The 25070-nt window shown below is 57.8% G+C and carries 20 protein-coding genes and 1 riboswitch; of the genes, 9 read left to right on the forward strand and 11 right to left on the reverse strand.

The window, feature by feature from the left end; genetic code table 11:
• Positions 1 to 469 precede the first annotated feature (469 nt).
• A complete protein-coding gene (locus tag M5R41_04895; protein MCZ7555725.1) occupies positions 470 to 1786 on the forward strand; it encodes a hypothetical protein in 1317 nt (438 codons plus the stop codon).
• A gap of 121 nt (positions 1787 to 1907) precedes the next feature.
• Here the strand turns inward: M5R41_04895 and M5R41_04900 are convergent, their stop codons facing one another.
• The gene (locus tag M5R41_04900; protein ID MCZ7555726.1) at positions 1908 to 2624 is read right to left on the reverse strand and encodes a porin family protein; all 717 of its coding nucleotides are present in this window, start codon (positions 2622 to 2624) and stop codon (positions 1908 to 1910) included.
• Between the two features lie 438 nt (positions 2625 to 3062).
• On the opposite strand from M5R41_04900, the gene M5R41_04905 reads away from it, so the two are divergent.
• Together M5R41_04905 and M5R41_04910 are read left to right on the forward strand one after the other, a co-directional pair.
• A complete protein-coding gene (locus M5R41_04905) occupies positions 3063 to 4976 on the forward strand; it encodes an ABC-F family ATP-binding cassette domain-containing protein (GenBank protein ID MCZ7555727.1) in 1914 nt (637 codons plus the stop codon).
• Between the two features lie 259 nt (positions 4977 to 5235).
• Positions 5236 to 8232, forward strand: coding sequence for an alpha-amylase family glycosyl hydrolase (locus M5R41_04910; protein ID MCZ7555728.1), 2997 nt, complete (start codon positions 5236 to 5238; stop codon positions 8230 to 8232).
• Between the two features lie 158 nt (positions 8233 to 8390).
• Here the strand turns inward: M5R41_04910 and M5R41_04915 are convergent, their stop codons facing one another.
• The 4 genes from M5R41_04915 to M5R41_04930 form a co-directional block, all read right to left on the reverse strand.
• Positions 8391 to 9275: a DUF3078 domain-containing protein gene (locus M5R41_04915; protein MCZ7555729.1), complete on the reverse strand. Its 885-nt coding sequence runs from the start codon at positions 9273 to 9275 to the stop codon at positions 8391 to 8393.
• 100 nt (positions 9276 to 9375) lie between these two features.
• Positions 9376 to 11025, reverse strand: a complete 1650-nt coding sequence (locus M5R41_04920; protein ID MCZ7555730.1) for a hypothetical protein — start codon at positions 11023 to 11025, stop codon at positions 9376 to 9378.
• Entirely contained in the window at positions 11022 to 11789 is a 768-nt protein-coding gene (locus M5R41_04925; protein MCZ7555731.1) for an ABC transporter ATP-binding protein, read from the reverse strand. Before M5R41_04925 ends, M5R41_04920 begins: the two co-directional genes overlap by 4 nt.
• 139 nt (positions 11790 to 11928) lie before the next feature.
• On the reverse strand, positions 11929 to 13764 hold the full coding sequence (locus M5R41_04930) for a YCF48-related protein (protein MCZ7555732.1): 1836 nt from the start codon (positions 13762 to 13764) through the stop codon (positions 11929 to 11931).
• Positions 13765 to 14082: 318 nt separating this feature from the next.
• Between M5R41_04930 and M5R41_04935 the strand changes: the two genes are divergently transcribed.
• The 6 genes from M5R41_04935 (at position 14083) to M5R41_04960 (ending at position 20368) form a co-directional block, all read left to right on the forward strand.
• Positions 14083 to 14991 carry a metal ABC transporter substrate-binding protein gene (locus M5R41_04935; protein MCZ7555733.1) on the forward strand — a complete coding sequence of 303 codons (909 nt, stop codon included), beginning with the start codon at positions 14083 to 14085 and terminating at the stop codon, positions 14989 to 14991.
• The gene (locus M5R41_04940) at positions 14988 to 15791 is read left to right on the forward strand and encodes a metal ABC transporter ATP-binding protein (protein MCZ7555734.1); all 804 of its coding nucleotides are present in this window, start codon (positions 14988 to 14990) and stop codon (positions 15789 to 15791) included. The genes M5R41_04935 and M5R41_04940 overlap by 4 nt, the downstream gene beginning before the upstream one ends.
• 34 nt (positions 15792 to 15825) lie before the next feature.
• Positions 15826 to 16632 (forward strand): metal ABC transporter permease, encoded by an 807-nt coding sequence (locus M5R41_04945; protein MCZ7555735.1) that lies wholly within the window; start codon positions 15826 to 15828, stop codon positions 16630 to 16632.
• 366 nt (positions 16633 to 16998) lie between these two features.
• Positions 16999 to 17820: a 16S rRNA (adenine(1518)-N(6)/adenine(1519)-N(6))-dimethyltransferase RsmA gene (gene rsmA, locus M5R41_04950; protein MCZ7555736.1), complete on the forward strand. Its 822-nt coding sequence runs from the start codon at positions 16999 to 17001 to the stop codon at positions 17818 to 17820.
• The gene (gene mgtE / locus M5R41_04955; protein ID MCZ7555737.1) at positions 17801 to 19216 is read left to right on the forward strand and encodes a magnesium transporter; all 1416 of its coding nucleotides are present in this window, start codon (positions 17801 to 17803) and stop codon (positions 19214 to 19216) included. The genes rsmA and mgtE overlap by 20 nt, the downstream gene beginning before the upstream one ends.
• A gap of 165 nt (positions 19217 to 19381) precedes the next feature.
• Positions 19382 to 20368: a phosphatase PAP2 family protein gene (locus M5R41_04960; GenBank protein MCZ7555738.1), complete on the forward strand. Its 987-nt coding sequence runs from the start codon at positions 19382 to 19384 to the stop codon at positions 20366 to 20368.
• Between the two features lie 20 nt (positions 20369 to 20388).
• Here M5R41_04960 and M5R41_04965 read toward each other — a convergent pair whose 3' ends face one another.
• The 6 genes from M5R41_04965 to M5R41_04990 form a co-directional block, all read right to left on the reverse strand.
• Positions 20389 to 20619, reverse strand: coding sequence for a hypothetical protein (locus M5R41_04965; GenBank protein ID MCZ7555739.1), 231 nt, complete (start codon positions 20617 to 20619; stop codon positions 20389 to 20391).
• Between the two features lie 348 nt (positions 20620 to 20967).
• The gene (locus M5R41_04970) at positions 20968 to 21426 is read right to left on the reverse strand and encodes an MOSC domain-containing protein (protein MCZ7555740.1); all 459 of its coding nucleotides are present in this window, start codon (positions 21424 to 21426) and stop codon (positions 20968 to 20970) included.
• Positions 21427 to 21511: 85 nt separating this feature from the next.
• Positions 21512 to 22501, reverse strand: coding sequence for a GTP 3',8-cyclase MoaA (gene moaA / locus M5R41_04975; GenBank protein ID MCZ7555741.1), 990 nt, complete (start codon positions 22499 to 22501; stop codon positions 21512 to 21514).
• Between the two features lie 68 nt (positions 22502 to 22569).
• Positions 22570 to 22719: riboswitch (molybdenum cofactor riboswitch) on the reverse strand.
• Positions 22720 to 22755: 36 nt separating this feature from the next.
• The gene (locus M5R41_04980) at positions 22756 to 23931 is read right to left on the reverse strand and encodes a hypothetical protein (GenBank protein MCZ7555742.1); all 1176 of its coding nucleotides are present in this window, start codon (positions 23929 to 23931) and stop codon (positions 22756 to 22758) included.
• Entirely contained in the window at positions 23928 to 24512 is a 585-nt protein-coding gene (locus M5R41_04985; protein ID MCZ7555743.1) for a cytochrome c, read from the reverse strand. Before M5R41_04985 ends, M5R41_04980 begins: the two co-directional genes overlap by 4 nt.
• Positions 24509 to 25057 (reverse strand): DUF3341 domain-containing protein, encoded by a 549-nt coding sequence (locus M5R41_04990; GenBank protein MCZ7555744.1) that lies wholly within the window; start codon positions 25055 to 25057, stop codon positions 24509 to 24511. The genes M5R41_04985 and M5R41_04990 overlap by 4 nt, the downstream gene beginning before the upstream one ends.
• Positions 25058 to 25070 lie beyond the last annotated feature (13 nt).

The raw sequence follows: 25070 nt of genomic DNA on the forward strand, positions 1-25070 counted from the left end.
TGCATTCATGGGAGCTTCATGAATCGCCCACTTTTGCAAGAAATATGGGTGGTTCATGAACCGGTCAAGGGATACGTACGCCGATCAACACGGATTGGAGCGGATTTACACGGCGCTTTTTGATATGGGTGGTGCTTGGAACATCCCCTCTTGCTGCATTCATGGGAGCTTCATGAATCGCCCACTTTTGCATCGAATGTGGGAGGTTCATGAATCGCCCACTTTTGTGCCATATGTGAGTACTGAAACGACGAAGTCCGGAGTCGGCTCCGGCAAACTCGCAGAAATGGTGCAACCGCCGCCATGCCGCACGAACCTTGAAGCGCGGTACCATCCGAAGCGCCATTAATCCTGCACGATCACCCGTCGGTCAGGGAATTATTGTTTCCGCCCGGCTTTCCCTCTTCTGTTGGCGTATGGCAACGACACCTGTCGTATATTCCATTTTTTCATGTACGGATGATTTGCCATGCTGACACAACTATTTTCCGGTGACTACTCTCAGGACGAACGAAGAAAGCGATTTGAATTGACGACGTGCTGGAGTGAAGGAGCCGCGGAAAAGGCGATCTCGATCGCCGAGGAACTCCTTCGCGAGACCACGAACGACCCCGCTCTCTGGGCCGCCTACCTCGTGAACCAGCTTGACATGCAGGTTGATTTGGAGTCCCACGAAATCATCATCAAGACCTTCGTGGAGAACGACAGTGCACTGTCCGTGAAACTCGCCGCAGTCTGTATGACGATGGACCAGGTGCAAACGCCAGACGTCAGGACCCTGGTCGGCGAGACCTTTATCCAGCTCAAACGCTCCGCTCCCTACGATCAGGAAGCAGTCGAAATGTGTATTCCCTTTGTGGAAGCGTTGCTGGCGTCAGGGTATTTGAGCCTCGCACGCGATGTCGCGGAATTGCTGGCGCATGAGTCGCGTACAGAGCGCATTGATGCCCGTCTCGCTCTTCTCCTCGGCGCAATCGGCGATGTGATCGAGAATCCGATGTGCACACTCACCACAATGGTGGCGCAATATCTTGGAGGCCTCGCTCCATCACGCGAAGGGATGGCAGCCTCAAGTATTACCATGTTGCTGCCCTTCGGATTCGCCGCCTGGAAGGAGCTTCGTGAAACCCAGACCAAGCTGGACTACCTCCATCTCGATAGAGACGAAAGAAGCGTCTTGCTCGAGAGTTTTGCGCTGCAATTTCAGCACTTCCACGAGAACCCTTCAGAGGTGGAGTTGTATGAGGTCATTGAAGCGATGTCTCAGGAAATACTCGGTTGGAAAATCGCGCACGGCTACCCGACGAAAGACATGAGGCTGGCGCCTGAGCAACCGGAAGGATCGGTGCCGCGCATTCCGGAAATGGACGACGAAGACTATCTGCGGTTCGTGGATTATGTCACGGATCGTTTCGAGAGGATTTTCCCCGAACATCCTCCCGAGCACTCGGTGTTGACCATACTGAGCTTGCTTTCTGTGTACGCCGAAGGATATCGCATCACCGATGTGCATGCCGCTCTCGAAGCCGGAAACACCGAGAACGAGCTACTCGCCTACATGCGCGAAATGCTGGCGGTTGTCGAAGATCTTTGGACCCTCCACACAAGGCACGACGAAGTGGACAAAGCCATGTCCATCATGGAAATCTATGACAATGCGGCGGATCTCTGTGGCAGGGATCTCGCCTATGAGGTGCTCGAGCTTCAGCTCGCGACACTACACCTGGAAAGAAAAACCATACAGAAGCTCATCAAAGAGGCAGTACGGGAGAGGAAGAAACCCTGACCCGAGCACTCCGCTTATTCCTGACATTCGCGAAATCCACAATGCCAGCCCGCGGCAGACCGTAAAAACGAACCCGCCACGGACGGCGGGTTCGGGGTGTGCGCGGACTTCATGTGTGCGCTCACATTTTCAGCACGATACCCAACTGCGCCTGCACGCCGGTGAAGTCCTTTTGTCCGGTAAACAGTTCTTCCTCGAATTCCAGATTCTGATACTTCGCGGCGGCGGAGATACCGAATTCCGGAGACAGAAACACGTCCAACCCCAGACCGAAATACCAGCCGAAGCGAATGTGGCTGTCGTCATCGTTGAGTTCGTTGCGTTCGGAAATCTTCAGACTGCGGCCAGTCAGTCCGAAGTAGGCGCCACCACCAAGCATCGCATAGGGCTGAAAGGGATTGTCCGGCAGAGGCGCAACGGAAAGCCCGAGCGTGACGGGAACGATCACCACCCAGGAATCGGCATTGAGGATGTCTTCGGCGTTCGCGACAGAGGTACTACGCAGCTTATACGTGTAACTGGAGTACCATCCGGAGACCGCGAGATCCACGTACATCGGACGCCCGAGATTGCGTCGGTAGTGGAAATCGAGACCAAGTGCCTGCGACTGGTCGATGTCGCCTTCGGCTTCGTTGATGGAAACATCATTGAACTTGAATCCCTTCTCCCAATCCTTCGGGAACCACACTCCCGCACGAATCGAATAGTAGTTCTGCTTCTCGGGTTGATCCTGCTGAATGACGATGGTGGTTCTGTCGTCCCGCGGCTTATCCTGCTGCGCGACAATAGATGCCGTGAATAGCACCACGAGAAGGAAAATGGAAATGACGTACTTCATGCTGCCTCCTGGACTATGAATTCTGACTACCTTGTTTTCCTGATGAACACCGGCCTCGGCGCGGCTTACGGAAGTCCTGTGAATTTCGAATGTTCAAAGGTAGCGATATTGCGTCAAAGGAAAAAAAAGTATTGATCGCCTGCCCGCCGAAGCATCGTACGTGAAAGGCACAACCGTTGGTGACGAAGAGCGAAGGCGGGACCATGTACGATGTTGCTCTACTCCGGGCGTCATAGAGGATTCGTTCTACCGATTCTCCACGCACTCCACCGCGCCGACCGACGCAATACGTCTGATCCGAAAACAGCAATACTATATCCCAATTACTTTTTCACCATTGTACCCTTTTTCCTTTTCACGAAGAACATCGCCCCTATTACTTCGTAGGTCGTACATCATACGTCGTAATTCTTGTATCTTAAATGATTGATCAGATTGATGAATTCCGTTTTTATGGTTCTTTTCACCTGTACGAAACTCAGTAAAGCATTTCACGATACCGCGCTCTTCACCGAAGTATCCTTCGGCATGGAGGATGGCGACCGTGTAGGATTGATCGGTCGGAATGGCGCGGGTAAAACCACGCTCCTGCGCATCATCGCCGGTATGGAAGCGGCGGACAGCGGTACGGTGGCTTTCAACAACGCCGCCACGTGGGAGTATCTCGAGCAGATGCCGGGATTCGAGGCGGAGCAATCGGTGCTGGATGCGGTGATGGACGGGCGCGCGGATATCCGGGCCCTGCTCGACCGTCACGCGGAACTCTGCCTTCTGGTCGCGCGCACACATGACCTGACGACGCAGCGGGAACTGGACGACGTGGATTCCCGCATCGAGCATGCGAATGGCTGGGCCCTCGAAAGCGAGGCCAAGGCCATGCTGCAGAAACTGGGTGTGACGGAATTCGATGCGGACGTGCGCCGACTCTCCGGCGGACAGCGCAAGCGCGTTGCGCTGGCCCGCGCACTGTTGCGCGATCCCGACCTCCTCATTCTCGATGAACCGACAAACCATCTGGACGCCGACTCGGTGCAATGGTTGCAGGACCGCCTGCAGCAATCGCGCAAGGCGCTGCTGCTGATCACGCATGATCGCTACTTCCTCGATGCCGTGGTGAATCGTATTGTGGAAATGGAGCAACTGCAACTCTTAAGTTTCCCGGGGAATTACGAGGATTATCTCGAGCGCAAGGAGGCCATGATCAGTGCGCAGGAAGCGGAGGCCGAGCGGCTGCGCTCGAAGATGCGCACCGAGCTGGCGTGGCTGCAACGCGGTGCTCCCGCGCGGCGCACGAAGCAAAAGAGTCGCGTCGACTGGATATCCCGAATGGAAGCCGCTCCCCGCCCCGTGCAGGAGAAGAATATCAAAATCGAGGTGGGCAGCAGTTTCCTTGGCAGCAAGGTGATCGAAGCGGTGAACATAAGCAAACGCATCGGCGGCAAGTTGCTGTTCGAGCGCTTCACACACCACTCCACACCCGGTGAACGCATCGGCATCATCGGACCCAACGGCTGCGGAAAATCCACCTTGCTGAACGTCCTCTGCGGCGATCTGCAACCGGATACGGGAAGCGTGAAAATCGGCGTGTCGGTCAGTATCGGCTATTTCCGGCAGGAGAACGACGACTTCGATCCCACAATGAGCGTGCTGGCAACGCTGCGTTCCGTTGCAGAATATATCGATACCGGCATCGGACGCGACCGCTACCTCTCCGCGTCGGACATGCTCAACAAATTCCATTTCCCGTACAAAAAACAAAATGCGCTGGTGGGTACGCTCTCAGGCGGTGAGCGGCGCCGTCTTGCGCTGCTCATGGTGCTCATGCGCAATCCCAACGTGCTGTTTCTCGATGAGCCCACGAACGACTTCGACATTCAGACGCTCAACGCACTCGAAGAGTATCTCCAGCATTTCCAGGGTTTTCTCGTCATAGTGTCGCATGATCGCATGTTTCTCGATCGTACGGTGGACTACATTTACGCCTTCGACGGCGAGGGGGGAATCAGACAGTACCCGGGCAATTACACGAATTACCTGCAACGACGGGAGAGTGAAAAATCCGAGGCGGCCACGCGGGACGACGGCAAAGCGAAGAAGGAGCAGTCCGACGCTTCCGACAAACCGAAAAATGTCAAGCCCCTCACCTGGAAGGAAGAGCGCGAACTCGAAGCAATCGAACGCGAAATCGCCGCTCTCGAAACGGAACAGAGCGAAATCTCATCGCGCCTCTCCACCGGCAACGAAGACTATACCGTGCTCGGTGAACTGAGCAACCGCATTCGGGATATTGACCTGCGCGTATCCGCGCTGTCCGAGCGATGGATGGAACTGGAGGAAAAACGGGAGAGGTGATCCGCTCGCCGGGCCGCCGCGCGCCCACACAGGGATTGTATCACGGCATGTTGTCCCGGGATGATCCGCAACGTCTGAATGCGTGCGAGACGACAGTGCCGCTGTTGTGACGCGCAGCTAAATCTTATCCGCCTCAGGCTCGGAACGGATACGGCCCGTTGTTCGTCCGCTTCCGGCACTGCGGTGCATCCGCTTTTCCCTGCCGATCCCTTGCGTCTTTTCGTATATTTCCATCTTGTCTCAAAGCCGCGGTACCTGCATGCGTAATGCGTTTTTCCTCCTGCTTTTTCTGTCCGCAAGCATCATCGCGTCCGCACAGGACAGTGTGGATGTCACTTTCAGATATACACCCGCCGGGAATCCCTCCATTGTTCATCTCCCGGGCGAGTTCAACAATTGGGCCAACAACAGCGGGGGCAGTATCAATCCGGATCCCCGGTGGACGATGTCGAAGGATGCGGAGGGGGTGTGGAGCAAGACCGTGCGACTGCGCGTGGGCGGTGGCGGCGCTCCCGGCGGAGCGTATGAGTACAAATTCAACGAGGGCGGCTCCTCCTCCGGTTGGCTGGCCGATCCGCTGAATCCGCGAAGCTACGGATCCTTCGGCAACAGCATCATCCATGTGAGACGTCCGACCGTGCTGCACGTCCTTCCGCGCCCCGGAAGCATTGTCGGCACCGCCACACCCGAAGTGATTGCCGAGGTGTTTGCCTCGGTGAATGGCCAGGTGGATACCGCCGCGTCGCATATCCTTGTCAATGGCGTCCGGATGGCGGAGTTCGGAGGGCGCTTCGACGCATCCACGGGATATCTTCGTGTCACACTGCCCGTCATGAGCGACGGGGAGCATTCGGTCGTCGTGGTCGCGGTGGAAACGGGCGGCTATGAAACACGCGACTCGACACGCTTCACCGTACGCGCCGCGCCGTTGCAATGGCTGACGCGTCCGAATCCCCGTGTTTTGCGCGACAGCGCTCTGCTCACACTCAAGGCCACCGACGCGGGCATCACTGCTGTGCGCATGATCCGAAACGGTACGGATACGCTCGACGGCATGCTCAGCGGCGATACCTACACGGCACGGTTCGCGCTGGAAGAAGGCGACAACATGTTTGTGGCGTTTGGGATGAAGGACGGAGCCCCTGTGGCGGCATCGCCTCTCACTTTGCGCCGCTTCGTTGATCACACCCCGCGCGCGGTGATATTGTATGGGATCAGCAGCGGCATGGTGACACTCAATGCACTGGCGAGCGACGATCCTGACGGTGATTCGCTGCGCTTCCGATGGATTTCCGAAGACGACATCAATCCTCTCGCGTTGAACATCGACCGCGAGGGCGTGTTCTGCAGTTTCCCGCTTCCGTCGGTGCCCGGAGAATACTATTTCAGACTGGAAGCACGCGATCCCGCGGACAACATCGGCATCGCCCGCAATTATCTGCGTGTTCCCGCCGGCCCGGGCGAGGCCAATATGCCGACCACCCCGAACGAGAATCCCTCCTGGGTCCGGGATGCCATAGTGTACGAGGTATTTGTCCCCGCTTTTTCCTCCCGGGGAGACCTGCAGGGCGTGATCGACGGCATACCTCATATGCGACGACTCGGTGTGAACACCCTGTGGCTGATGCCCATCATGGACAATCTCGGCGGCATCAACAGCTTCAACGGTGGCTACAACATCGTGGATTTCTACAACGTGGATGAAAGCATCGGCACACTGGCGGATTACGACCGACTGGTGGACAGCTGCCGCGCCAACGGTATACGACTCATTCTCGACATAACCCCGAATCATGTATCCGGGTCGCATCCCTGGGTCGAGGACATTCGCGCCTGGAAAGACTACTCCATCTACCGTCCGTTCATCGAGGCCCGTCGTCTGGGAGGCGACCGGGGTCTCGGGCAGTCGGTGCTTTCAGAGAGCGGCTATGCGCTATACGCCCGTTACTCGAACTGGACGCTCGCGAATCTCAATCTCGAACATCCCGAAACCCGCGATGCCATGCTCGATGTGTACCGCTACTGGCTTGTGGACAGACGCGCCGACGGATTCCGGCTGGACGTGTACTGGGGTCCGCAGGAGCGGTATGGGTCGGCGACATGGTGGCGTCCCTTCCGCGAGGCCATCAAACGCTACAAACCGGAGGTTTTTATCCTCGGCGAAACCGACGGTACAGGTCCGGGGAGCGAGGTGAACTATGCCGATCGGGGAGGCGCGATGGATGCCGGATACGACTGGAGCTGGTACGGGCAAATGAAAAACACTCTGGGCAACGGTGACGTCGCCATGCTGCACAACCGCACCATCAACTATTCACCGGACGGCCGGTACAACTATCACACCGGACCCAACGCGCATTATTTCCGCTTTATGGAGAATCATGACGAGGACCGCGTCGCCCAGATCTTTCGGAGCAATACCGAGCGCACGAAGCCCGGCGTGGTGACCATGTTCATGGCTCCCGGCATCCCCATGCTGTATGCGGGACAGGAAGTCGGCTGGCAGGGACAGCGCGACCGCATCAATTTCACGTCACCACCACGGCCTGATTTTCTCGACTTCTACGCAAAGCTGATCAACACGAGGTCGCGCTTTCCGGGTCTGCGAACAGCGGTGGCGCACCATCTTGAACATGGCACACCGGGTGTGTACGCCTTTGTTCGACCCTGGTTGAACGGCAACACCATCGTTGTCTCGAATTACCGCGACATCGCCGTCAGCGTCACGATCAACGTCGAGGAGCGCTTGCTCACATTGGCCTCACCCCTGACGCAAGGCGCTCTGCTCTACCTGAACGATGTCCTGCGGGATTCGAGTTACGCGATACGCGCGGAGACGCTCGCCGCGCTGCCATTCCGTCTCGACGCCTTCGCGTCACGAGTTCTCGTGCTGTCGGACAGTGCGTACTTTCCGGTGGTCACTTCCACGAAGCACCCCCCCGAGGCCGCACCTTTTGCATTCTCCCTTGCACAAACCTGGCCCAATCCGCTGCCGTCCGGACGCGATGCCGTGCTGGAGTACAGTCTTGACGGCCGCAGCGCGGATCGCTACGACGTCGTTGTCGAAATCTACGACATGCTCGGACGCCGGGTATTCAGCCAGGCCGCCGGAGAACGCGGAGCAGGCCTTCACAGCGAGGTGTTGCGGACCGGCAGTGCGCTGCATCCCGGTAGTTACCTGTACCGCCTCGTGGCAAGAAATCTTTCAAGCGGCGAGGCTCGGAGCGCAAGCCGCATACTGACAATGACGCGCTGACAGCTCCGCCAGCATCGGCTCGTGAGCCCTGGGACATCGCGATGACCGGTCAGGAAGGTCCGGGTACTACAGACTCCATGGACATCGGGGGCATGAAAAAAGCGGTCGACACTCCGTCGACCGCTTTCCCGTTCGGCAAAAGCGCAAGCGTGGACCGCTCAGATCAAGGTATAGCGCAGTCCCAGAGCGAGCACTTGCTTTACCTGCGTACGCAGCGTCTGTGCGGGTTCGTGCACGACGAGCACGTTGAGCGACGCGTTCATATAATCGTTCACCTTCGCGTTGATCGAGGTATCCCAGCGGACATTCCAGACGTCCAGATTGTCGAAGGCCGAAAAGAGATTGAGCTGCGAAGTGAAGAGCACATTTTCCATAACGGTAAATTTTACGCCCGTTGCGGACTCTATACCGGTTTCGAAACGGAAAGTCTCGATTTCATCTGTCGTTTCCTTGTCGTCGGCGAAACCGTAATCGCTGGAAAAGGTCTCTTTAAATGCGACGCCGAGACGCGTGTAGAAGGCGTCGGATGGTCCGTATTTGAAACCGATGGACTGGATCAGATAGCCCGGATCGAAGAAACCCGAGGTCTGTACGCGTTCGTCCAGACCGGTCTGTTCGTTTTTCATCAGGACGTACCCGGGGGCGATCTGCGTACGGAGCTGATTCGCCACGTACGGATCCACCGGCCACCCGATGTTGCGGGAATAGATGCTTTCCCAGAACAACTCGTCATCGGCTTTTTCAAAATCCGCATCACCGAGTTTCGTTTGGCCATATGTGAGTTTCAGGATATTCTGCCAGGTCCAGTCGGCCTGCACATGGTTGAATTGACCGTTCACCAGAAAGGTCCAGGCGAGGGTGTTCTCGCCACCCTGCGTCCAGTCATGTAAGCTGACCTGTGTCAGATTGAGGCCGGCCACGAGCGTATTTTGCCAGCCAAGGGGTTTTTCCTTTTTCTCGGCGTCCTGGGCTTGCGCAGAAACCGTGAACGCCAGGAGAAGTACCGCAGTACCTGTGAGACACATCTTGCAATAGATATTCATACTACCCTCTCGTTTTTATTGTGAAGATCCTGCGTGCATACAATGGAGAGATTTCTCTACGGAAAAACGCATAAACTCCCCGGAAATGCAAACGTGACGGTCAATAATCGTACTGGAGCCGCGCGCTCATGCGTCGTACCCGCACCGCGGCGAAGCGCTCGAACAACAACGTCATCACGGCGAGCACGACAAGGGTGATGGCGGTAGCGGCCTGGGACGGGTAAATGAGATGGGCGAGAATGTTGATGATAATGGTCATGCTCAATGCCGCGACTATGATCCCAACGAACACACCGGCGGTGCGTTCGCCTTTGCGCACCGGTCTGGAGAACGGCAGAAAGGGATTCGTCACCACCAGGACCTGAAGAATGAGATGCGAAATGATACCGAGCATGAACACATGAATGAGCACATTGAGGAAGCTTTCGAAGAAAATCGAAAACACGACGCCCAGGCCCAGCACATAGGGAAAAATGAAAAATATCACCAGCACGTCCTTGACGGCCAGCACGATTTTTCCTTTGTCCGACGGAGTGACGTAGAATATCCAGCTCGCCTGATACGAATCACTCCGTCCGAGGGAGGCCATGAGCAGAACCGGGAAAAAAGCCATGGCAAAGTACAGGAGATTCGCCTTCTGAACATGCCGTGACGGCTCCACGAAAGGATCCGCCAAACCGCTCCCCTCCGCCAGACCGGTCAGCAAATACAGCAGCGTCAGCGGAACGATGGCCAGCACCGCCATGCGGAACTTATGATCGTGCTTGAACTGATTGTGTATCAGCAGCGCAGCCGCCCGGCCTTCGCCGTGCCGGAACCAGCCAAGCGGACCGGCTATTTTGCCGGATGCGCGGATCGGTTCCGTCACCTCGCTCAAACGCGACAGCAAGGAGGCGTACTCAAGAGACAGCTTGCCGTACGAATACACGAGCAGCATCGCCGTGAGACCGACACCGAAGCCTATGGAAAGCGTGGTGGTGAAACTCGCCTCGCCCGTCACGATGAGCATGAGACTCACGAACCAGGTAGAGGGCAGCAAAAGCGTCCATGGCTCCTGCGTCATCATGACATCGGACAGCGCCCCGGAATTGAGCATTGTCGAAAATATCATGCCGCTGCCGTACACGAGGAAGGAGAGCACGAGCTGGAGATACGAAAAAATCCGTTTCAGTTTTTTCGGGTGCACCCAACGCATCAGGTTGACGTACAGAAAGATGATGGCGAGTGTGATCAGTACCGATGCACCGAACATCCCGGCCAGTGACGCCAATCCCAGTAGCGGTCGGAAGCCATCGAGAAACGTGTACAGTATAGCGGGTATGATGCCTATCGCCAGCGTCATGACGCCGATGTAGATCATCAGGTTGCTCATGCGTGCCGCGAAAAACGTGCGGGAATTCACAGGGCGCGGCGACAGAATGTGAAAATCTTCGGGAGAGACGATCACACTCTGGAACTCGACCAGCACGGACATGGCGACCGCGAACATGCCGATGGCGATCAGCACCGAACCGGTGAAAAACTCATTGGAGTTCTCGATAATCGTGAAACTCATCACCAGGCCGAGAAAGCCGTAAAAGAGCGGTATCTGCCACAACCCGGGCAGGCCCTTTCGCCGTTTTCCGGATTTCTTCTTCCTGGATGCGTTGAACAGCCCGGTACGAAAATCCACCCGCAGCGAGAGGAGCAGCAGCGCACGGAACTGCACCGGATCTATGCCGAGTGCCCGTAACACGGCGTTGACCATCACACACGCTCCAGCGCCGCGAGAACGTCGTCCGAGAGATCGGCAGCGGTACGAATTCCTGTCAGCTTGGTAAACGCCTCCTCGAGCGAATGCGAGTCCGTCCCTTCCATGATCTCCAGCGTGGTGCCGGAAATAATCTGCTGCCCCTTGTCGATAATGATGATGCGCGAGCAAATACGCTCCACCACCTCGAGGATATGGGAACAGAAAAATATCGTTTTTCCCTGGGCTGCCAGCTTGCGCAGCAACTCCTTCACCACCAGCGCGGCATTGGCATCGAGACCGTTCAGCGGTTCGTCGAGAAACAGCACATCCGGTTTATGGACCAGCGCGGACGCGATGAGCACCTTTTGCCTGGTCCCTTTGGACAGTTCCGCGATGCGCTGATCCCGAAAGCGGGTGATGTCAAAAATCTCGAGCAAATCGTTGAAGCGGTTCGTCGCCACCGAGGGATCGATGTGATAGAGACTCGCGACAAAATCCAGATACTCCACGGGTGTGAGCGAATCATACATTGCCCCGCTCTCGGGAATGTACCCGATGCGCTCTTTCATCGGCAGTTGATCTTTTACGACATCAAAGCCGGCAACTTCACCCCGGCCGCTCGTGGGTAACAGCATGCCCGTGAGCATTTTCACGGTGGTTGATTTGCCCGCGCCATTTGTTCCGAGAAAACCGAGGATTTCACCCGGATGCACCTCGAAACTGAGATGATCCACCGCCTTGAAATCGTTGAAGGTCTTGGTCAGTTCGTATGCACGGATCATGACGGCTACTGTGAGGGGAGTTGAACGCGGAGCGTAGTGATTTCCGCAGGAAGGTACGAAGAAGGAGGTGGTGGAAATCCCGTCCCCGCACGACGGCGGGGACGGGATAACAGGACTCAGGCAGGGACGGACGGGTCGTTTACCATTCGCAACGGAGAATGGTGCCGTTGTGGCCGACAATCCACTGCAATTTCGAATTGATGGCGGCAACGTCCATGACGCCGACATCGGAGACTTTCGGAAGATTCGTCCACGTGCGGCCGCCATTGTTCGTGACCAGCACGGTGCCTTCCGGCGCCACCGCCATGCCGTTGAGTTCGCTGGAGAAATGAATGGAAGCGACCGGCAGGAAGAGATTGGTACGCGCCTTGGACCAGGTTTGACCTCCATCCTCGGTGTACAGAATCGCGCCGCGGGAACCGCTCGCCCAGCCCGTGCGCATGTTGTGGAAATGCACACTCAGGAAATCGGATTTGAAATCCTCGATATTGGAGAAATCCACCTGTTTCCAGGAGGCACCGTCGTCACACGAGCGGAACATCGTGGTCTGATCGCCGACGGCCACCCAGCAGCCGTCGCCCAGTGTCGCGATGTCGAGCATCTTCACCTTGAGGGGGAAGGTCGCTTCCTCCCACGTCGTGCCGTTGTTGCTGCTGCGCAGATACACGCCTTCGTTGCCAACCGCGATGCCTGTGCCTTTCTTGTTGAACGCGATGGCATAGAGATGCGCGCCTTTTTCCTGACGTGCGGGAGTCCAGGAACGTCCGCCGTCGTTGGTCTTGGCGATATACCCCATGTGTCCGCAAATCCACGCGTTGCTGGCATCGAGCATGTGCAAACCCGACAGTTCGATTGCGCCGGGGACCTTGGCATCGGTCCAGGTAGCACCACCATCGGCGGTGGCTTTCGTCATCGCTTCGTTGGACAGTACGATACCGTTGTTCTCATCCACGAAATCCACCTGATAGAAGCTCGCGCGGGACCCCTTGGACACGCTGTACCATGAATCGCCCCAGTCGGTTGAGCGGAGCAACGTACCCTCGACGCCCAGCACGATACCCGTGCCGGTGCCGTCTTCACTGAACGACACGTCCATCAAATCCTTATCCGTACCGGAGTTCACTTTGGCCCATGTTTCTCCGCCGTCGGTGGTCTTGATGACGACACCGCCTTTCCCCACGCACCAGCCATTCTTTTCACCGACGAAGTACATGGAGATAAGCGTCACGCCGGTGGGCGTCGGGATCATGCGCCATTTTTCACCGCGGTCTGTGGTCTTGAGCATGAGGCCATTGCCGCCGCAGATCAGGCGGGTGGTATTGTTGACGTAGTAAATATATTCGGGATTTCCGGGGAGGTCGAAGTTTTTCTTGATCCAGCTGTTGCCTCCATCGAGCGTTTCCAGGATCAGACCATTCCAACCCATCGCCCAGCCCCGCTTGTCGTCATCGAAGTAAATCGAGCGGAGGAAAAAGGGCTCGTTGTATGAACGGTCCATCCAACTCTGTCCGCCGTCCGTGGTGTGCAGAATCAAACCACCGACGCCGCAGGCCCAACCCTCTTCCCTGCTGAAAAAATTCACGGCGTAGACGCGTTTGGATGTGCGGGTATTCTGCCGCTTCCAGGTTTTTCCGCCGTCCTTGGTATGGCTGATGATGCCATCTTCGCCACAGGCCCAGCCATATTCGGCGTCAATGAAGCTCTGGTCGTGGAAGGAAATAGTGGTATTGCTTTCCGTCAGCTTCCAGGTAACACCATCGTCGGTGGAACGGATGATACGCCCCTGATCGCCGACAATCACTATGTGATTGGACTGCGGACGCTGAATACTGTTGTTCGTGACGCCGTGTGGCAAGGGATTGATCCACGTCAACGTCTGTGCCGACACGGACACCGCCGTCAGCAAAACGAGCGAGAAGAAAGACGCCAGAAAAACGGCTCGTTGTTTGAACACCGGAGCAATACGGTCACTCATGAGCTAAGTCCTCTTTGGTTGCAAAGGCTGGTAGCGTAACGCAATTAGGAAAATACGTGCAATTTCACTGAAATGAAAACCCACAGATTGACGAATTGACGACGTACGGTTGACGAATTCTCCGCCTCCGCCGGAATGATGTAGGCGCCTCTGGCGGAACGATGCACGATGATCGTCAAGTATTTGCATTACAATGGAGCTGCTTTCCTTTTTAGCACAATACGAGACGCGCTCTATCCTCTTTACTCTTGACTCTTCACCCTTTCCTCTTCTTCCCGGCCCATCGCAAATAACGCGCTTTCACAGTACATTGTACAGATGAAACACGCACTGCCGCTTTCGACGATTCTTCTTGTGTTGTTGCTGTCCGCGGGCTGCGCGGATCGGCGTGAGGACGATGCGCGTCCGCTCGTCGTGGTCAGCATTCAGCCCCTGGCGCATTGGGTGGACGCGGTGGGGGGGGACGCACTGCGCGTGATTACCTTGCTCCCGTCCAACGCGAATCCGCACACCTTCGAGCTTCTGCCCCGGCAGATCGAGGACGCGTCCGATGCGCGCCTGCTGCTCACCATAGGAGCCGGACTGGAACCCTGGGCCGACAAGTTGGCACAAAACATGAAATCGGACAGCACCCTCCGTCTCGTGCTCAGCGACGGGGAGCAATTGCTGCAGGATGCGCACGAGCATCATCACGGGCACGATCACGGACATGTACACGCCTTCGGCAATCCCCATCTCTGGCTCGATCCGCTATTTGCCGTACGTTCTGTTGAGAAAATCAGAGATGCGCTGGGACGCCTGTATCCGCAGAACGCGCAACGCTTCCGCGAGCGCGCCGCACACTACATCGACTCGCTCAGGCAACTCCACGCGGATATCGAAGCCGTAACGACCACCTGGACGCAGCGCCGCTTCATCGCCGATCACAGCTCCTGGGTATACTTCGCGGAGCGCTACGGACTGCGCGAGGCCGGAGCCATCGAGCAGCAACCGGGGCGCGAAATCTCCGCGCGTGAATTGGCCGGCCTCATCCGCATGATGCGCGCGAGCGGTATCAGGGCCATTTTCGCCGACAAGCGCAGCAACGCACGCGGCGTGACGCTGCTTGCAGAAGAAAGCGGTGCGCGCATCGCTTTTCTCGATCCCCTCGGCGGTGCGCTCACGTCGGCGAGCTATCTCACACTGATGCGTGAAAACCTGGCCGCCATGGACGGCGTCATGCGATGAGCGATATACCGGACATAGAATTCCGTAACGTCTCGGTCTCGTACGGACAGCTCCCCGCGCTCGAAGATGTCAGCATCGTCATACCACACGGGAGCTTTTGGGGCATTATCGGCCCCAACGGATCGGGGAAAAGCACGCTCGTGAAAGCGGCGCTGGGGCTTCTCACACCCTGGCGCGGCGAGGTCCGCACCTTTGGTCGCCCTCCGGCGCAGCTCGGGGAACTGCGCGCGCGCATCGGCTACGTGCCACAATACACGCAGATGGATTTCAGTTTTCCCATTCGCGTCATCGACGCGGTGATGATGGGCCTGTACGGGAGTATCGGGCTGTTCGGACGCGTCCGCAAAGAGCATCGTGAGCAGGCCATGCACGCCTTACGCATGGTACAGCTCGAGGATTTCGCCGGAAGGCATATCAGCGAGCTCTCGGGCGGACAGCGCCAGCGCGTGCTCATCGCACGCGCGCTGGTGGTGCAACCACGGCTACTCATTCTCGACGAGCCCACCGCCGCGCTGGACCACTCCTCCGCGGAAAATCTCTACGACTGGATCAACGAGTTGCATCTCTCACACGACATGACCATTCTGCTCATCACGCACGAAATCGGCGTGGTGAGCCGGCATGTGGACACCATCGCCTGCATGAACCGCACGCTTGTCGCGCATGGACGGCCACAGGAAGTGCTGACCGCTCCCACGCTCGAGACGATGTACGGCTGCGGTGCGGTACTGTTTTCTCACGGCGAAGTGCCGCACATGGTCGTACGTCCCGAGTCGGATGCACACGGGCATCATCATTGATTTTGACACAACGGGAATTTCGACGCACGGTACAATGACAGAGCTTCTCTCCCATACGTTCATGCAGCGGGCCCTGATCGAGGCGGTGCTCGTGGGCGGCGTCTGCGCACTGATCGGCGTGTATGTCGTTCTCAACGGATTGTCGTTCATCGGTGCGGGAATATCGCACTCCACCTTTGCCGGCGTGGCCTTCGGACTGCTGCTCGGCATTGATCCGGTCCTGACCGCGTTGCTGTTCTCCATGGCCGTCGCGCTGAGCATCGGTGCGGTGAGCGAGCACTCCACGCTGTCGCACGACACCGCGGTCGGCATTTTCTTCGCCGCCACGATGGCGCTGGGCGTGTTGCTCATTTCCCTCATGGACAATTACTACGTTGATATTTTCAGCTACCTCTTCGGCAACATTCTCGCGCTTACGGCCGCGGATCTCTGGATCAGCGGTATCATGGCGGCGCTGATCGGCGTCGTGATCGCCCTTTTGTACAAGGAACTGCTCGCGCTCAGTTTCGATGCGGAGCTGGCGGGAGTGATGGGCCTGCCGGTACGTTTTCTCCGTTATTTGCTGCTCGCGCTCATGGCGCTGACCGTCGTGCTGAGCGTGAAATCCGTCGGCATCGTCCTGGTCTCCGCGCTCATCGTCACACCTGCCGCCGCCGCACAGCAGCTCACGCGCAGTTTCAGCCGCATGATGCTCCTCTCGGTGATCTTCGGAGCCGGAAGCTCTATAGCCGGTCTCCTCCTCTCCTACTGGATAAACGTCCCTTCCGGAGCGGGCATCGTGCTCGTCGCCACACTCGTGTTTTTTATCGCCTGGGCAGTATCACCCGCACGACGACAATGAATTACGACTTTCGACAAACGATTTACGACTTACGATTGCCTGCCCGCCGAAGCATCGTAGGAACATAGAACAACCGTCGGTACATGAGCGCGCAGGCGGGACGACTTACGACTGACGATTTACGATTCACGATTGCCTGCCCGCCGAAGCATCGTAGGAACATTGAACAACCGTCGGTACATGAGAGCGCAGGCGGGACGACTTACGATTTACGATTTATCCGCCTCAGGCTGACCGATTAACTCCGCCTCTGGCGGACCGATGAACGATTCCCGATTCCCGATTCCCGATTCACGATTCACGATTAACGGTTCACGATTAACGATTCCCGATTAACGATTCACGATTAACGATTCCCTCGTCCGTATGGATCAAAGCAACTACACGCCGAAAAAATCGCTCGGGCAGCATTTTTTGCACGACATGAACATCGCGCGGAAAATTGTGGAGGAATTGCGTCCGGCGGTAGGCGACACGATACTCGAAATCGGGCCTGGCAAAGGTGTATTGACAGGGTTGCTCGTGGCAAGCGGCGCGCGTGTTGTGGCGGCGGATATCGACGAACGTTCGATCGAAGCCCTGCGCGACCGTTTCCCCGCAAACAGCACGCCCAACCTCCGCTTGCTGCATGCGGACATTCTGGATGTCGCGCTCGCGGATGTTGATTGGCTGCACGGTGTCCCGGTGCGTGTCATCGGTAATTTGCCCTACAACATCACCAGTCAGATTCTCTTCCGCCTGTTCGACCAGCACGAGCGGATTCGCGACGCGGTGTTCATGATGCAGCGTGAGGTGGCGGACCGGCTCGTCGCGCCACACGGGGGCAAGGACTACGGGATACTCTCGGTAGTGACGCAGGTACATGCACGCGTACACCGCTGTTTTCACGTATCGCCGAATGTGTTCACGCCCCGTCCAAAAGTGTGGTCCAGCGTGGTGCATCTCGATTTCCACGGTGCGTTACTGGGAGAAATCAGGAATTATTCGTTTTTTAGAAGTCTGGTCAAGGCCACGTTCGGGAAACGGCGAAAAACCCTCGCCAACACCCTGCGATTTGCGGAAATTGACAGTTCTGCGCTTCAGGACACGCATGCGGACTGGCTTGCATTACGGCCCGAACAGCTCGCCATCGGCGATTTCATCACATTAAGCAACATCCTGCTGGGATATGAGCGACGAACCGATTGACAACAGAGAGGAAGACGTTTTCTACGATTCCGTCGACGGCGTGCAATCCACCACGACGCTCGCCGATCCGGAACTGCTGGAAGATATCCGTGTGCTGGTCGAAACGCAGTCGGCCGCGGCGTTGCTGAACATTCTCACCGATTTACGCTCCGCCGACATTGCGGACATTCTCAATCAGCTCCCGGACGAAGACGCACGCTATCTGTTCGAGCTCCTGCCACCGGAAGAGGCCTCCGAGGTACTGCTCGATTTGCAGGAACATGTGCGCGAAGCTCTCATGGTGGAGCTCACCGCCGAGCGATTGAGTGAGATCGTCGTCGAGCTGGATTCCGACGACGCGGTGGACATCGTTTCCGAACTTGCGGAAGAGATCGCCGAGCAGATTCTCGATACCCTCGAGCCGGACGATTCCGCCGAACTCCGCGAACTGCTCGGCTACGACGAGGATACCGCCGGCGGTCTCATGGCGACGGAATTCCCCGTGGTCCGCTTCTCCGGGACCGCGCAGGACGCCATCGAAGCGGTTCGGAGCACCGCCGAGGACACACCGGACGTGTACGAAGTCTACGCCGTAGACGAAGACGGCAAGCTGCGCGGCATCATTGACCTGAAAAACCTCCTGCTCGTCAAAGCCGATACACCAGTGACGGACATCATGGACGTGGACATCATCAGCGTGCGCACGGACGTGGACCAGGAGGATGTGGCGAACGTCATGCGTAAGTACGACCTGCTGACGTTGCCGGTGGTGGACGCGGAGAATCACCCTGTGGGCATCATCACCTTCGACGATATCGCGGACGTCATCCACGAAGAGGCGCAGGAAGACATTTCGCGCATGTCGGGTATCATGGACGATACCGACACATCCTCTTCCGTGTTCGATATTTTCCGTGGGCGCCTCCCCTGGCTGCTCGTGGGTTTCGCGGGCGAAATACTCGCGGCCTTCGTTCTGAGCAATTTCGAGGAGGAGATCAGCAAGGTCGTCATCGCCGCGTTTTTCATACCCATCATCATGGCCATGGGCGGCAACGCGGGCATACAGGCCTCCTCCGTCGTCGTACGCGGCCTTGCCACCGGTGAACTTGCCTTGAGCCGAACATTCCGGCGACTCGTGCGGGAATTCACCTCCGCCCTGCTCATGGGTGTCGCCCTGGGTTTGCTGCTGTTCGTTATCGTCATCGCGTGGTCCGGCGACGGCAATTTCGGTCTCACCGTGTCGCTTTCCCTGCTCATCGTGATCACCAACGCCACCATTGTCGGAGCCACCGTTCCCCTTATGCTGGATCGCATGAACATCGATCCGGCCCTCGCGACCGGCCCCTTCATCACAACGTCCAACGACGCGCTCGGATTGTTGATTTACCTCGCATTGCTGACACTGATTTATCTGTAACGACGAGATGTGTGATGCGGGGAGAGCGACAGCGGGAGTGTTGCTGTTGTTGGCAACAACGCAACGAAAGCAAAAGATTTCTTACATTGAACATCGTTCTGAAGCGGTCCTCACGCTCCCTGCCGGACCGCCGGAATTCATGCGCTCACACAATCCGGACATATTGTGCCGAAACGTCTCCTGAAATCCCTGCTCGCGCATTACACGAGTATGGATCTGGTCAACAGCGTGTTTTTCATGCTGCTTGCGCTCTTTACACTGCTCTACCACCAGGACATTCCCGGTTGGGAGCTCTTTCTCGTTTCGGATGCGCTGGTCATCGGGGCTATCGTGGTGCTTGCGCGTTTCGCCGCACGACGAGGGCATATCTGGAATCTGCTGCACGGCTTTTACATGATGTTGTGCATACCGATCGCGTTCAAGCAAATGTATTTTCTGGTCCCCGCCATCAATCCCATCGATTATGATCGCGCGCTGATGGCTATTGACCGGGCCTTGTTCCGCTCCGATCCGACGCATGTACTCATGGCTATCGCCCATCCGGTACTGACCGAAGTGCTGCAAATCGCGTACGGCAGTTTTTATCTCCTGCCGCTCATCCTCGCGGTGGATCTGTACCGGAAAATGCGCATGAAGGCCTTCAAGACGGTGTTCATGATGGTCATACTCGGATTCTATCTCTCCTATCTCGGCTATGTCGCCGTGCCGGCCATCGGACCGCGATTCACGTTACATACTTTCGACAGCAAAGACGCCGAGCTGCCGGGACTGCTGCTGACCACGCCGCTCCGTGCGTATACGAACACCGGCGAATCCATTCCTCCCGGTACGCCTGATCCCGCCGCGACGGTACAGCGGGATGTGTTTCCCAGCGGCCACACGCAGATCACCCTGCTCGTCATGCTGCTGGCGTTCCGTTACCGTGCCCGGACGCGCTGGTTTCTGCTGGTGACAGGTTCGCTGCTCATACTCGCGACCGTGTATCTCCGCTATCATTACGTGATCGATCTGATCGGGGGCGCATTGTTCGCAGTGCTCACCCTTCAGCTGGGCCGCATCATCGACGACTGGTGGACAGCGCGTCGTCAGCGTTACGCTGCGCAGACCATGCACTGGCGGACAGATGTCCGCGGTGCTTCACATCCCTCGTAGACGCTCCGTACAGCACTGCTTCAGGAGTACTGCTCCGACGCATCGCGCGGGAAGACCTCCAGCTCGTCATCTACATTGATAACGCCTCCGTTGAGCACACGGGCGAAGATCCCCTCCCGCGGCATGACGCAATCACCGGCCTTGTCGTAAATGGCGCAGCGGGTGTGGCAATGCTTGCTGCTTCGCACGCCCGGCGTAAAAGTGGGTGTTTCATGAACCGCCCACATTCGATGCAAAAGTGGGTGTTTCATGAACCGCCCACATTCGGTGTAAAAGTGGGTGTTCCATGATCCGCCCACATTCGATGCAAAAGTGGGTGTTTCATGAACCGCCCACATTCGATGCAAAAGTGGGTGTTTCATGAACCGCCCACATTCGATGCAAAAGTGGGTGTTTCATGAACCGCCCACATTCGATGCAAAAGTGGGTGTTTCATGAACCGCCCACATTCGGTGTAAAATTGGGTGTTCCTTGTATCTCAATATCCGCGCAGTACCCTCATTCCGCCCCAAATCCTCGGAACCCATCGAAAAAACACTCATACACGGCTTACGATGGGTCGTCGCAGAGGAAGAATCTTCCCCTTGTGAAGCGGACGGCTAGCGCACGGTCACCGACTCGGCGCACGGCAACACCTCCACCTCGTCGCCCACATTGATCACGCCTCCGTTGAGCACACGGGCAAAGATCCCCTCCCGCGGCATGACGCAATCACCGGCCTTGTAGTAAATGGCGCAGCGGGTGTGGCACTCCTTGCCAATCTGTGTGATCTCGAGTACTGTGCCTCCGATGCGGAGCAACGTACCGATCGCGAGTTCCGGCAGCGTAATGAATTGTGTCGTGATGTTTTCGGCGAATGCGCCGGGACGCACCTTGAGTCCTTTCGCCCGCATGGTGTCTATGCTCTCCATGGCGAGCAAACTGACCTGACGATGCCAGTTCCCCGCGTGCGCGTCGCCCACTATACCCCATTCCTCCTTCAATTCCGCGCTTGTTCTGTTCGATTTCGGAATGCCCTTGCGAGCACTGATCGAGATTGCGGCGACGCTGCCGTGCAGTGTGTTCATATCGTTCGTCTCCGGGTGTGATGCGAATGTTCTGCTGAAACGAGACTGTTGATCAAAAGGTGACAGGCCGTCATGCTCACCCCCCTATCCGAATCATGGACCTGTTGTGCAAATCCACGAGTTGCCGCACGCCGGGATGCGCTTTCCACTTCCCCGCAAGCGCGTCGTTCATCACCCCGGCGATGCTCGCATCGTCCGCACCCGAGCGGAGCAACGAGCGGATATTGCATTCGCTTGTCGAGAACAGACAGGGTTTGAGCGAGCCGTCGGCGGTGAGACGCAACCGGTTGCAGGTGTCGCAGAAATGCTCGGACATCGCGGAGATGAAACCTACACGGCCCGCGAAACCGGGTATACGGTACATGCGGGCCACGCCGGCATGCGTATCGCCGACCGCAGGATGCAGCGTGTACTCGCGGGAAAGACATTCGCGCATTTCTGACGCCGTCATCAGGCCGCCAGAGGACCAGGCGTTGGCGTCGAAGGGCATGTACTCGATAAAACGGATATCGAGAGCCCTTTCACGCGTGAGTTCCGCGACGTCGCAGAGTTCGTCGTCGTTGACCCCACGCATGACCACCATGTTGATTTTCACTTTCGCGAAGCCGGCACGCAAGGCCGCGGCGACACCTGCCATAACGGCGCTGTGATCGTCTCGTCGTGTTATGCGCGCGAAGCGCTCCGGCCGCAATGTGTCGAGACTGATGTTCACCGCATCGAGGCCGGCATCGCACAACACATCGGCGGAGCGCGCAAGCAAGGTGCCGTTCGTGGTCATACCCAGTTGCCGGAGGCCCGGGAGCGCGCGCAGGCGCCGGACGATTTCCGGGAGATCGCTTCGAACGAGCGGTTCGCCACCGGTGAGGCGGATTTTCGTGACACCGGCGTCCACCGCCACACGCGCCACACGCACGATTTCCTCCGTGGTGAGCATGTGCTCTCTGGGCTGCAGACTGAGCCCGTCGGCGGGCATGCAGTAAGTGCAGCGTAAATTGCAGCGCTCGGTTACCGCGATGCGGAGGTAGGTGTGCTTTCGATGATGTCCGTCTATGAGAGATGGTCGCATGGCGTTCGTTCCTTGTGATACAGCCGGTCCGGGGTGGACAGGCAGATGGCGACGGTGTGGAGCGATCCATTCCGCGACGCGCATCTCCTTTCCAGGCCGGGGGGCGCCGCTGTTTCCGGTTGCGCCGTACTCCCTTGCGGGAGGGATCCAGTGATCCACGGTCGCACCGCCATTCCGCTGCGCGGGGCAGACGGGGCGACTCGGAGATGAGATATGTCAATACTCCGCGCCGTCTGTGACGGCACGAACAGGTATCAGCTGTGGTAGTGCAGACTTTCGACCAGTGTCGGATCCTGCACAGGTACGATCTGCTTCCTGGTCAGTCCTTTCAGGGTAATGAGCAAAAACAGGGCGACAGCGGCCGCGAGCGGCGCGACTTCCCACAGACCCACGGACGGAGCGTCGGGCATGAACGGCGGCGCGATCATCCAGAACAGATCGATCCAATGTCCGATGAGTATGATGACGCTCACATTGAGCAGCAGGCCTTCAGCACGCTTTGCCCTGGCGGAGAGTAAGGCGACAAAAGGCAGCAGCCAATTGAACACGACATTGAGAATAGTGAACGTAAGCCAACCGCCCTGCTGCCGTGAGAGATAATAGCCGGTTTCCTCCGGGATATTGGAGTACCAGATGAGCATATACTGACTGAACCAAATGTACATCCAGAAGGTGCTGAAGGCGAACATCAGTTTCCCGAGGTCATGCAAATGATCGGGCCGAATGAGATCGCCGAACACCCCGCGGCGCTTGAGGCCGATCAGCAGAGCGGTGAGGGCCGCGGTGCCGGTCAGAAGAATACCCGAAATGTGATAGACGCCGAAAATGGTACTGAACCAATGCGCTTCCAGCGACATGATCCAATCCGTGGACGCCAGCCAGATCGTCAATGCGACAAGAACGAGAAAGAGCGCCGATATGCGCATATTCCTGTCCGTCAGCCGCTCATCGCCGGTGCGGTCCTGCAGCTCGGAATTTCGTCGCAATGCCGCGGTGAAACCGATCCAGATCACAAAGAACACCACAATGCGTCCAACGAAAAACGGGACATTGAGCCAGGGTGCCTTGGAGGCGATGAGATGATCCTGCGCGAGTACGCTTGTGTGACTCCATTCGTAGAGCGTGGAGATCCCGAATGCCGTCAGCAGCATGAGAGCGAAACTCACCGGCAGCGAGCGCGTCATCGCTTCGGGTACGCGGCGGAACACCGTACTCCAGCCCGCGCGGGTGATAAAGGTCAGCGCGATAAAGATGCCCCCCGCCAGCGCCAGGCCCACGATGTAGTAATTCGCCAGCAGGATGGCCGGCCAGATGCGCACCGGAGCGAGAAGCAGTCCCGCCGCGCTGCCCAGTGCGCCGAGCGCGATCACGAGCACAAGATTGCGCAGCAGCGCCGGGCGAATGGTGTAGGTCGTATGTTCCGCGGTCATTGCATACCTCCTGTCGTCTGCCCGGCCGTCTGTTGCATGGAACGAATGTGGAGAATTGACCTCCGGATATCCGCCGGCGTGATTTGTGAGCGATACTGCGGCATATTGCCCCGACCGTCGGCGATGATGCTGTACAGCGCGCTGTCACTGAGGCGCAGCGCATTTTCAGCGAGCAGCGACGGCGGCGGCGGATAGCCGCGTTTCGCCACTTCTCCGTCTCCGGCCCCGGCAGCTCCGTGACAAGGCCGGCAGAAAATGTCATACACCTCCCGTCCGCGCGGCAAAGCAGCGCTCAGCCGTTGCTGCGCGCTGCTGTCGGTCGACGACAGGGCCTCGGCGGGAAGCACGCCCGGCGTCGTTTCTTCCCGCGCGACGCGTGTGCCCGGTACCGGATTCGGACTTCTGCGTCGCATTTCTGCCACCCAGCGCTCGGTCTGTCCCTCGACAGGAACGGAATACACCATACCAGGGAGGAATTCCAGATTGCGCTTCGTCCAGACGGTCTCGATGGACATGGTCAGAATCACGACAATGGCGATGAGCAGCGCGAGCAGAATATGATGAAAACGCAGTGTCTTCATGAGAGCACCTCCACGCGTTCCTCTATCACCGAAGCGTGATGCGCACGGCACAGCGCCTCGATGGCGCGAACGTCAAACGCGGCATTGTCCTGATGCAGCAGTAACCCGAAGCCATCGTCGGTAACGCGCTGATGCACCACTGCCGCCTTGCGTCCGGGCCAGAGCCGCGAGCGCAGCAGGAACGTGGCCACAGTGCCGAGCCCGGCGAAGAGCACTGTGATCTCGAACGTCACCGGCACGAAGGCTGGTACGGACGCCAGTGGCTTGCCACCGACGTTCAGCGGCCAGCTCCCGGCGGAGGTCCAGACCTGAAACCAGAGTTTGGCGGCTGCGCCCGACAGGCCGAAAAGCAGACAAACGAGAGGAAGCCGCGACGGACGCTGCCCCAACGCTTTGTCCAGGCCATGGACCGCATAAGGAGTGAAGGATTCGAGAATGGTGATGCCGCGCGCGCGCAGCGCTTTCGCGGCGGCGAGAATATCGTGCTCGTTGTCGAACACCGCCAGAAGCACGCGTCGGGTTGAATCTGCGATCGGGGGGGTCATAAGCTTTCTCACT

Source organism: Bacteroidia bacterium, from assembly GCA_027493955.1.
GTDB lineage: Bacteria > Bacteroidota > Ignavibacteria > SZUA-365 > SZUA-365 > JAOSJT01.

Bases quoted from the DNA above. Each gene is read 5' to 3' on its own strand.
- M5R41_04895 (MCZ7555725.1), top strand. From the start codon at position 470: ATGCTGACACAACTATTTTCCGGTGACTACTCTCAGGACGAACGAAGA.
- M5R41_04900 (MCZ7555726.1), bottom strand. From the start codon at position 2,624: ATGAAGTACGTCATTTCCATTTTCCTTCTCGTGGTGCTATTCACGGCA.
- M5R41_04905 (MCZ7555727.1), top strand. From the start codon at position 3,063: ATGAATTCCGTTTTTATGGTTCTTTTCACCTGTACGAAACTCAGTAAA.
- M5R41_04910 (MCZ7555728.1), top strand. From the start codon at position 5,236: ATGCGTAATGCGTTTTTCCTCCTGCTTTTTCTGTCCGCAAGCATCATC.
- M5R41_04915 (MCZ7555729.1), bottom strand. From the start codon at position 9,275: ATGAATATCTATTGCAAGATGTGTCTCACAGGTACTGCGGTACTTCTC.
- M5R41_04925 (MCZ7555731.1), bottom strand. From the start codon at position 11,789: ATGATCCGTGCATACGAACTGACCAAGACCTTCAACGATTTCAAGGCG.
- M5R41_04930 (MCZ7555732.1), bottom strand. From the start codon at position 13,764: ATGAGTGACCGTATTGCTCCGGTGTTCAAACAACGAGCCGTTTTTCTG.
- M5R41_04935 (MCZ7555733.1), top strand. From the start codon at position 14,083: ATGAAACACGCACTGCCGCTTTCGACGATTCTTCTTGTGTTGTTGCTG.
- M5R41_04940 (MCZ7555734.1), top strand. From the start codon at position 14,988: ATGAGCGATATACCGGACATAGAATTCCGTAACGTCTCGGTCTCGTAC.
- M5R41_04945 (MCZ7555735.1), top strand. From the start codon at position 15,826: ATGACAGAGCTTCTCTCCCATACGTTCATGCAGCGGGCCCTGATCGAG.
- rsmA (MCZ7555736.1), top strand. From the start codon at position 16,999: ATGGATCAAAGCAACTACACGCCGAAAAAATCGCTCGGGCAGCATTTT.
- mgtE (MCZ7555737.1), top strand. From the start codon at position 17,801: ATGAGCGACGAACCGATTGACAACAGAGAGGAAGACGTTTTCTACGAT.
- M5R41_04965 (MCZ7555739.1), bottom strand. From the start codon at position 20,619: ATGAAACACCCACTTTTGCATCGAATGTGGGCGGTTCATGAAACACCC.
- moaA (MCZ7555741.1), bottom strand. From the start codon at position 22,501: ATGCGACCATCTCTCATAGACGGACATCATCGAAAGCACACCTACCTC.
- M5R41_04980 (MCZ7555742.1), bottom strand. From the start codon at position 23,931: ATGACCGCGGAACATACGACCTACACCATTCGCCCGGCGCTGCTGCGC.
- M5R41_04985 (MCZ7555743.1), bottom strand. From the start codon at position 24,512: ATGAAGACACTGCGTTTTCATCATATTCTGCTCGCGCTGCTCATCGCC.
- M5R41_04990 (MCZ7555744.1), bottom strand. From the start codon at position 25,057: ATGACCCCCCCGATCGCAGATTCAACCCGACGCGTGCTTCTGGCGGTG.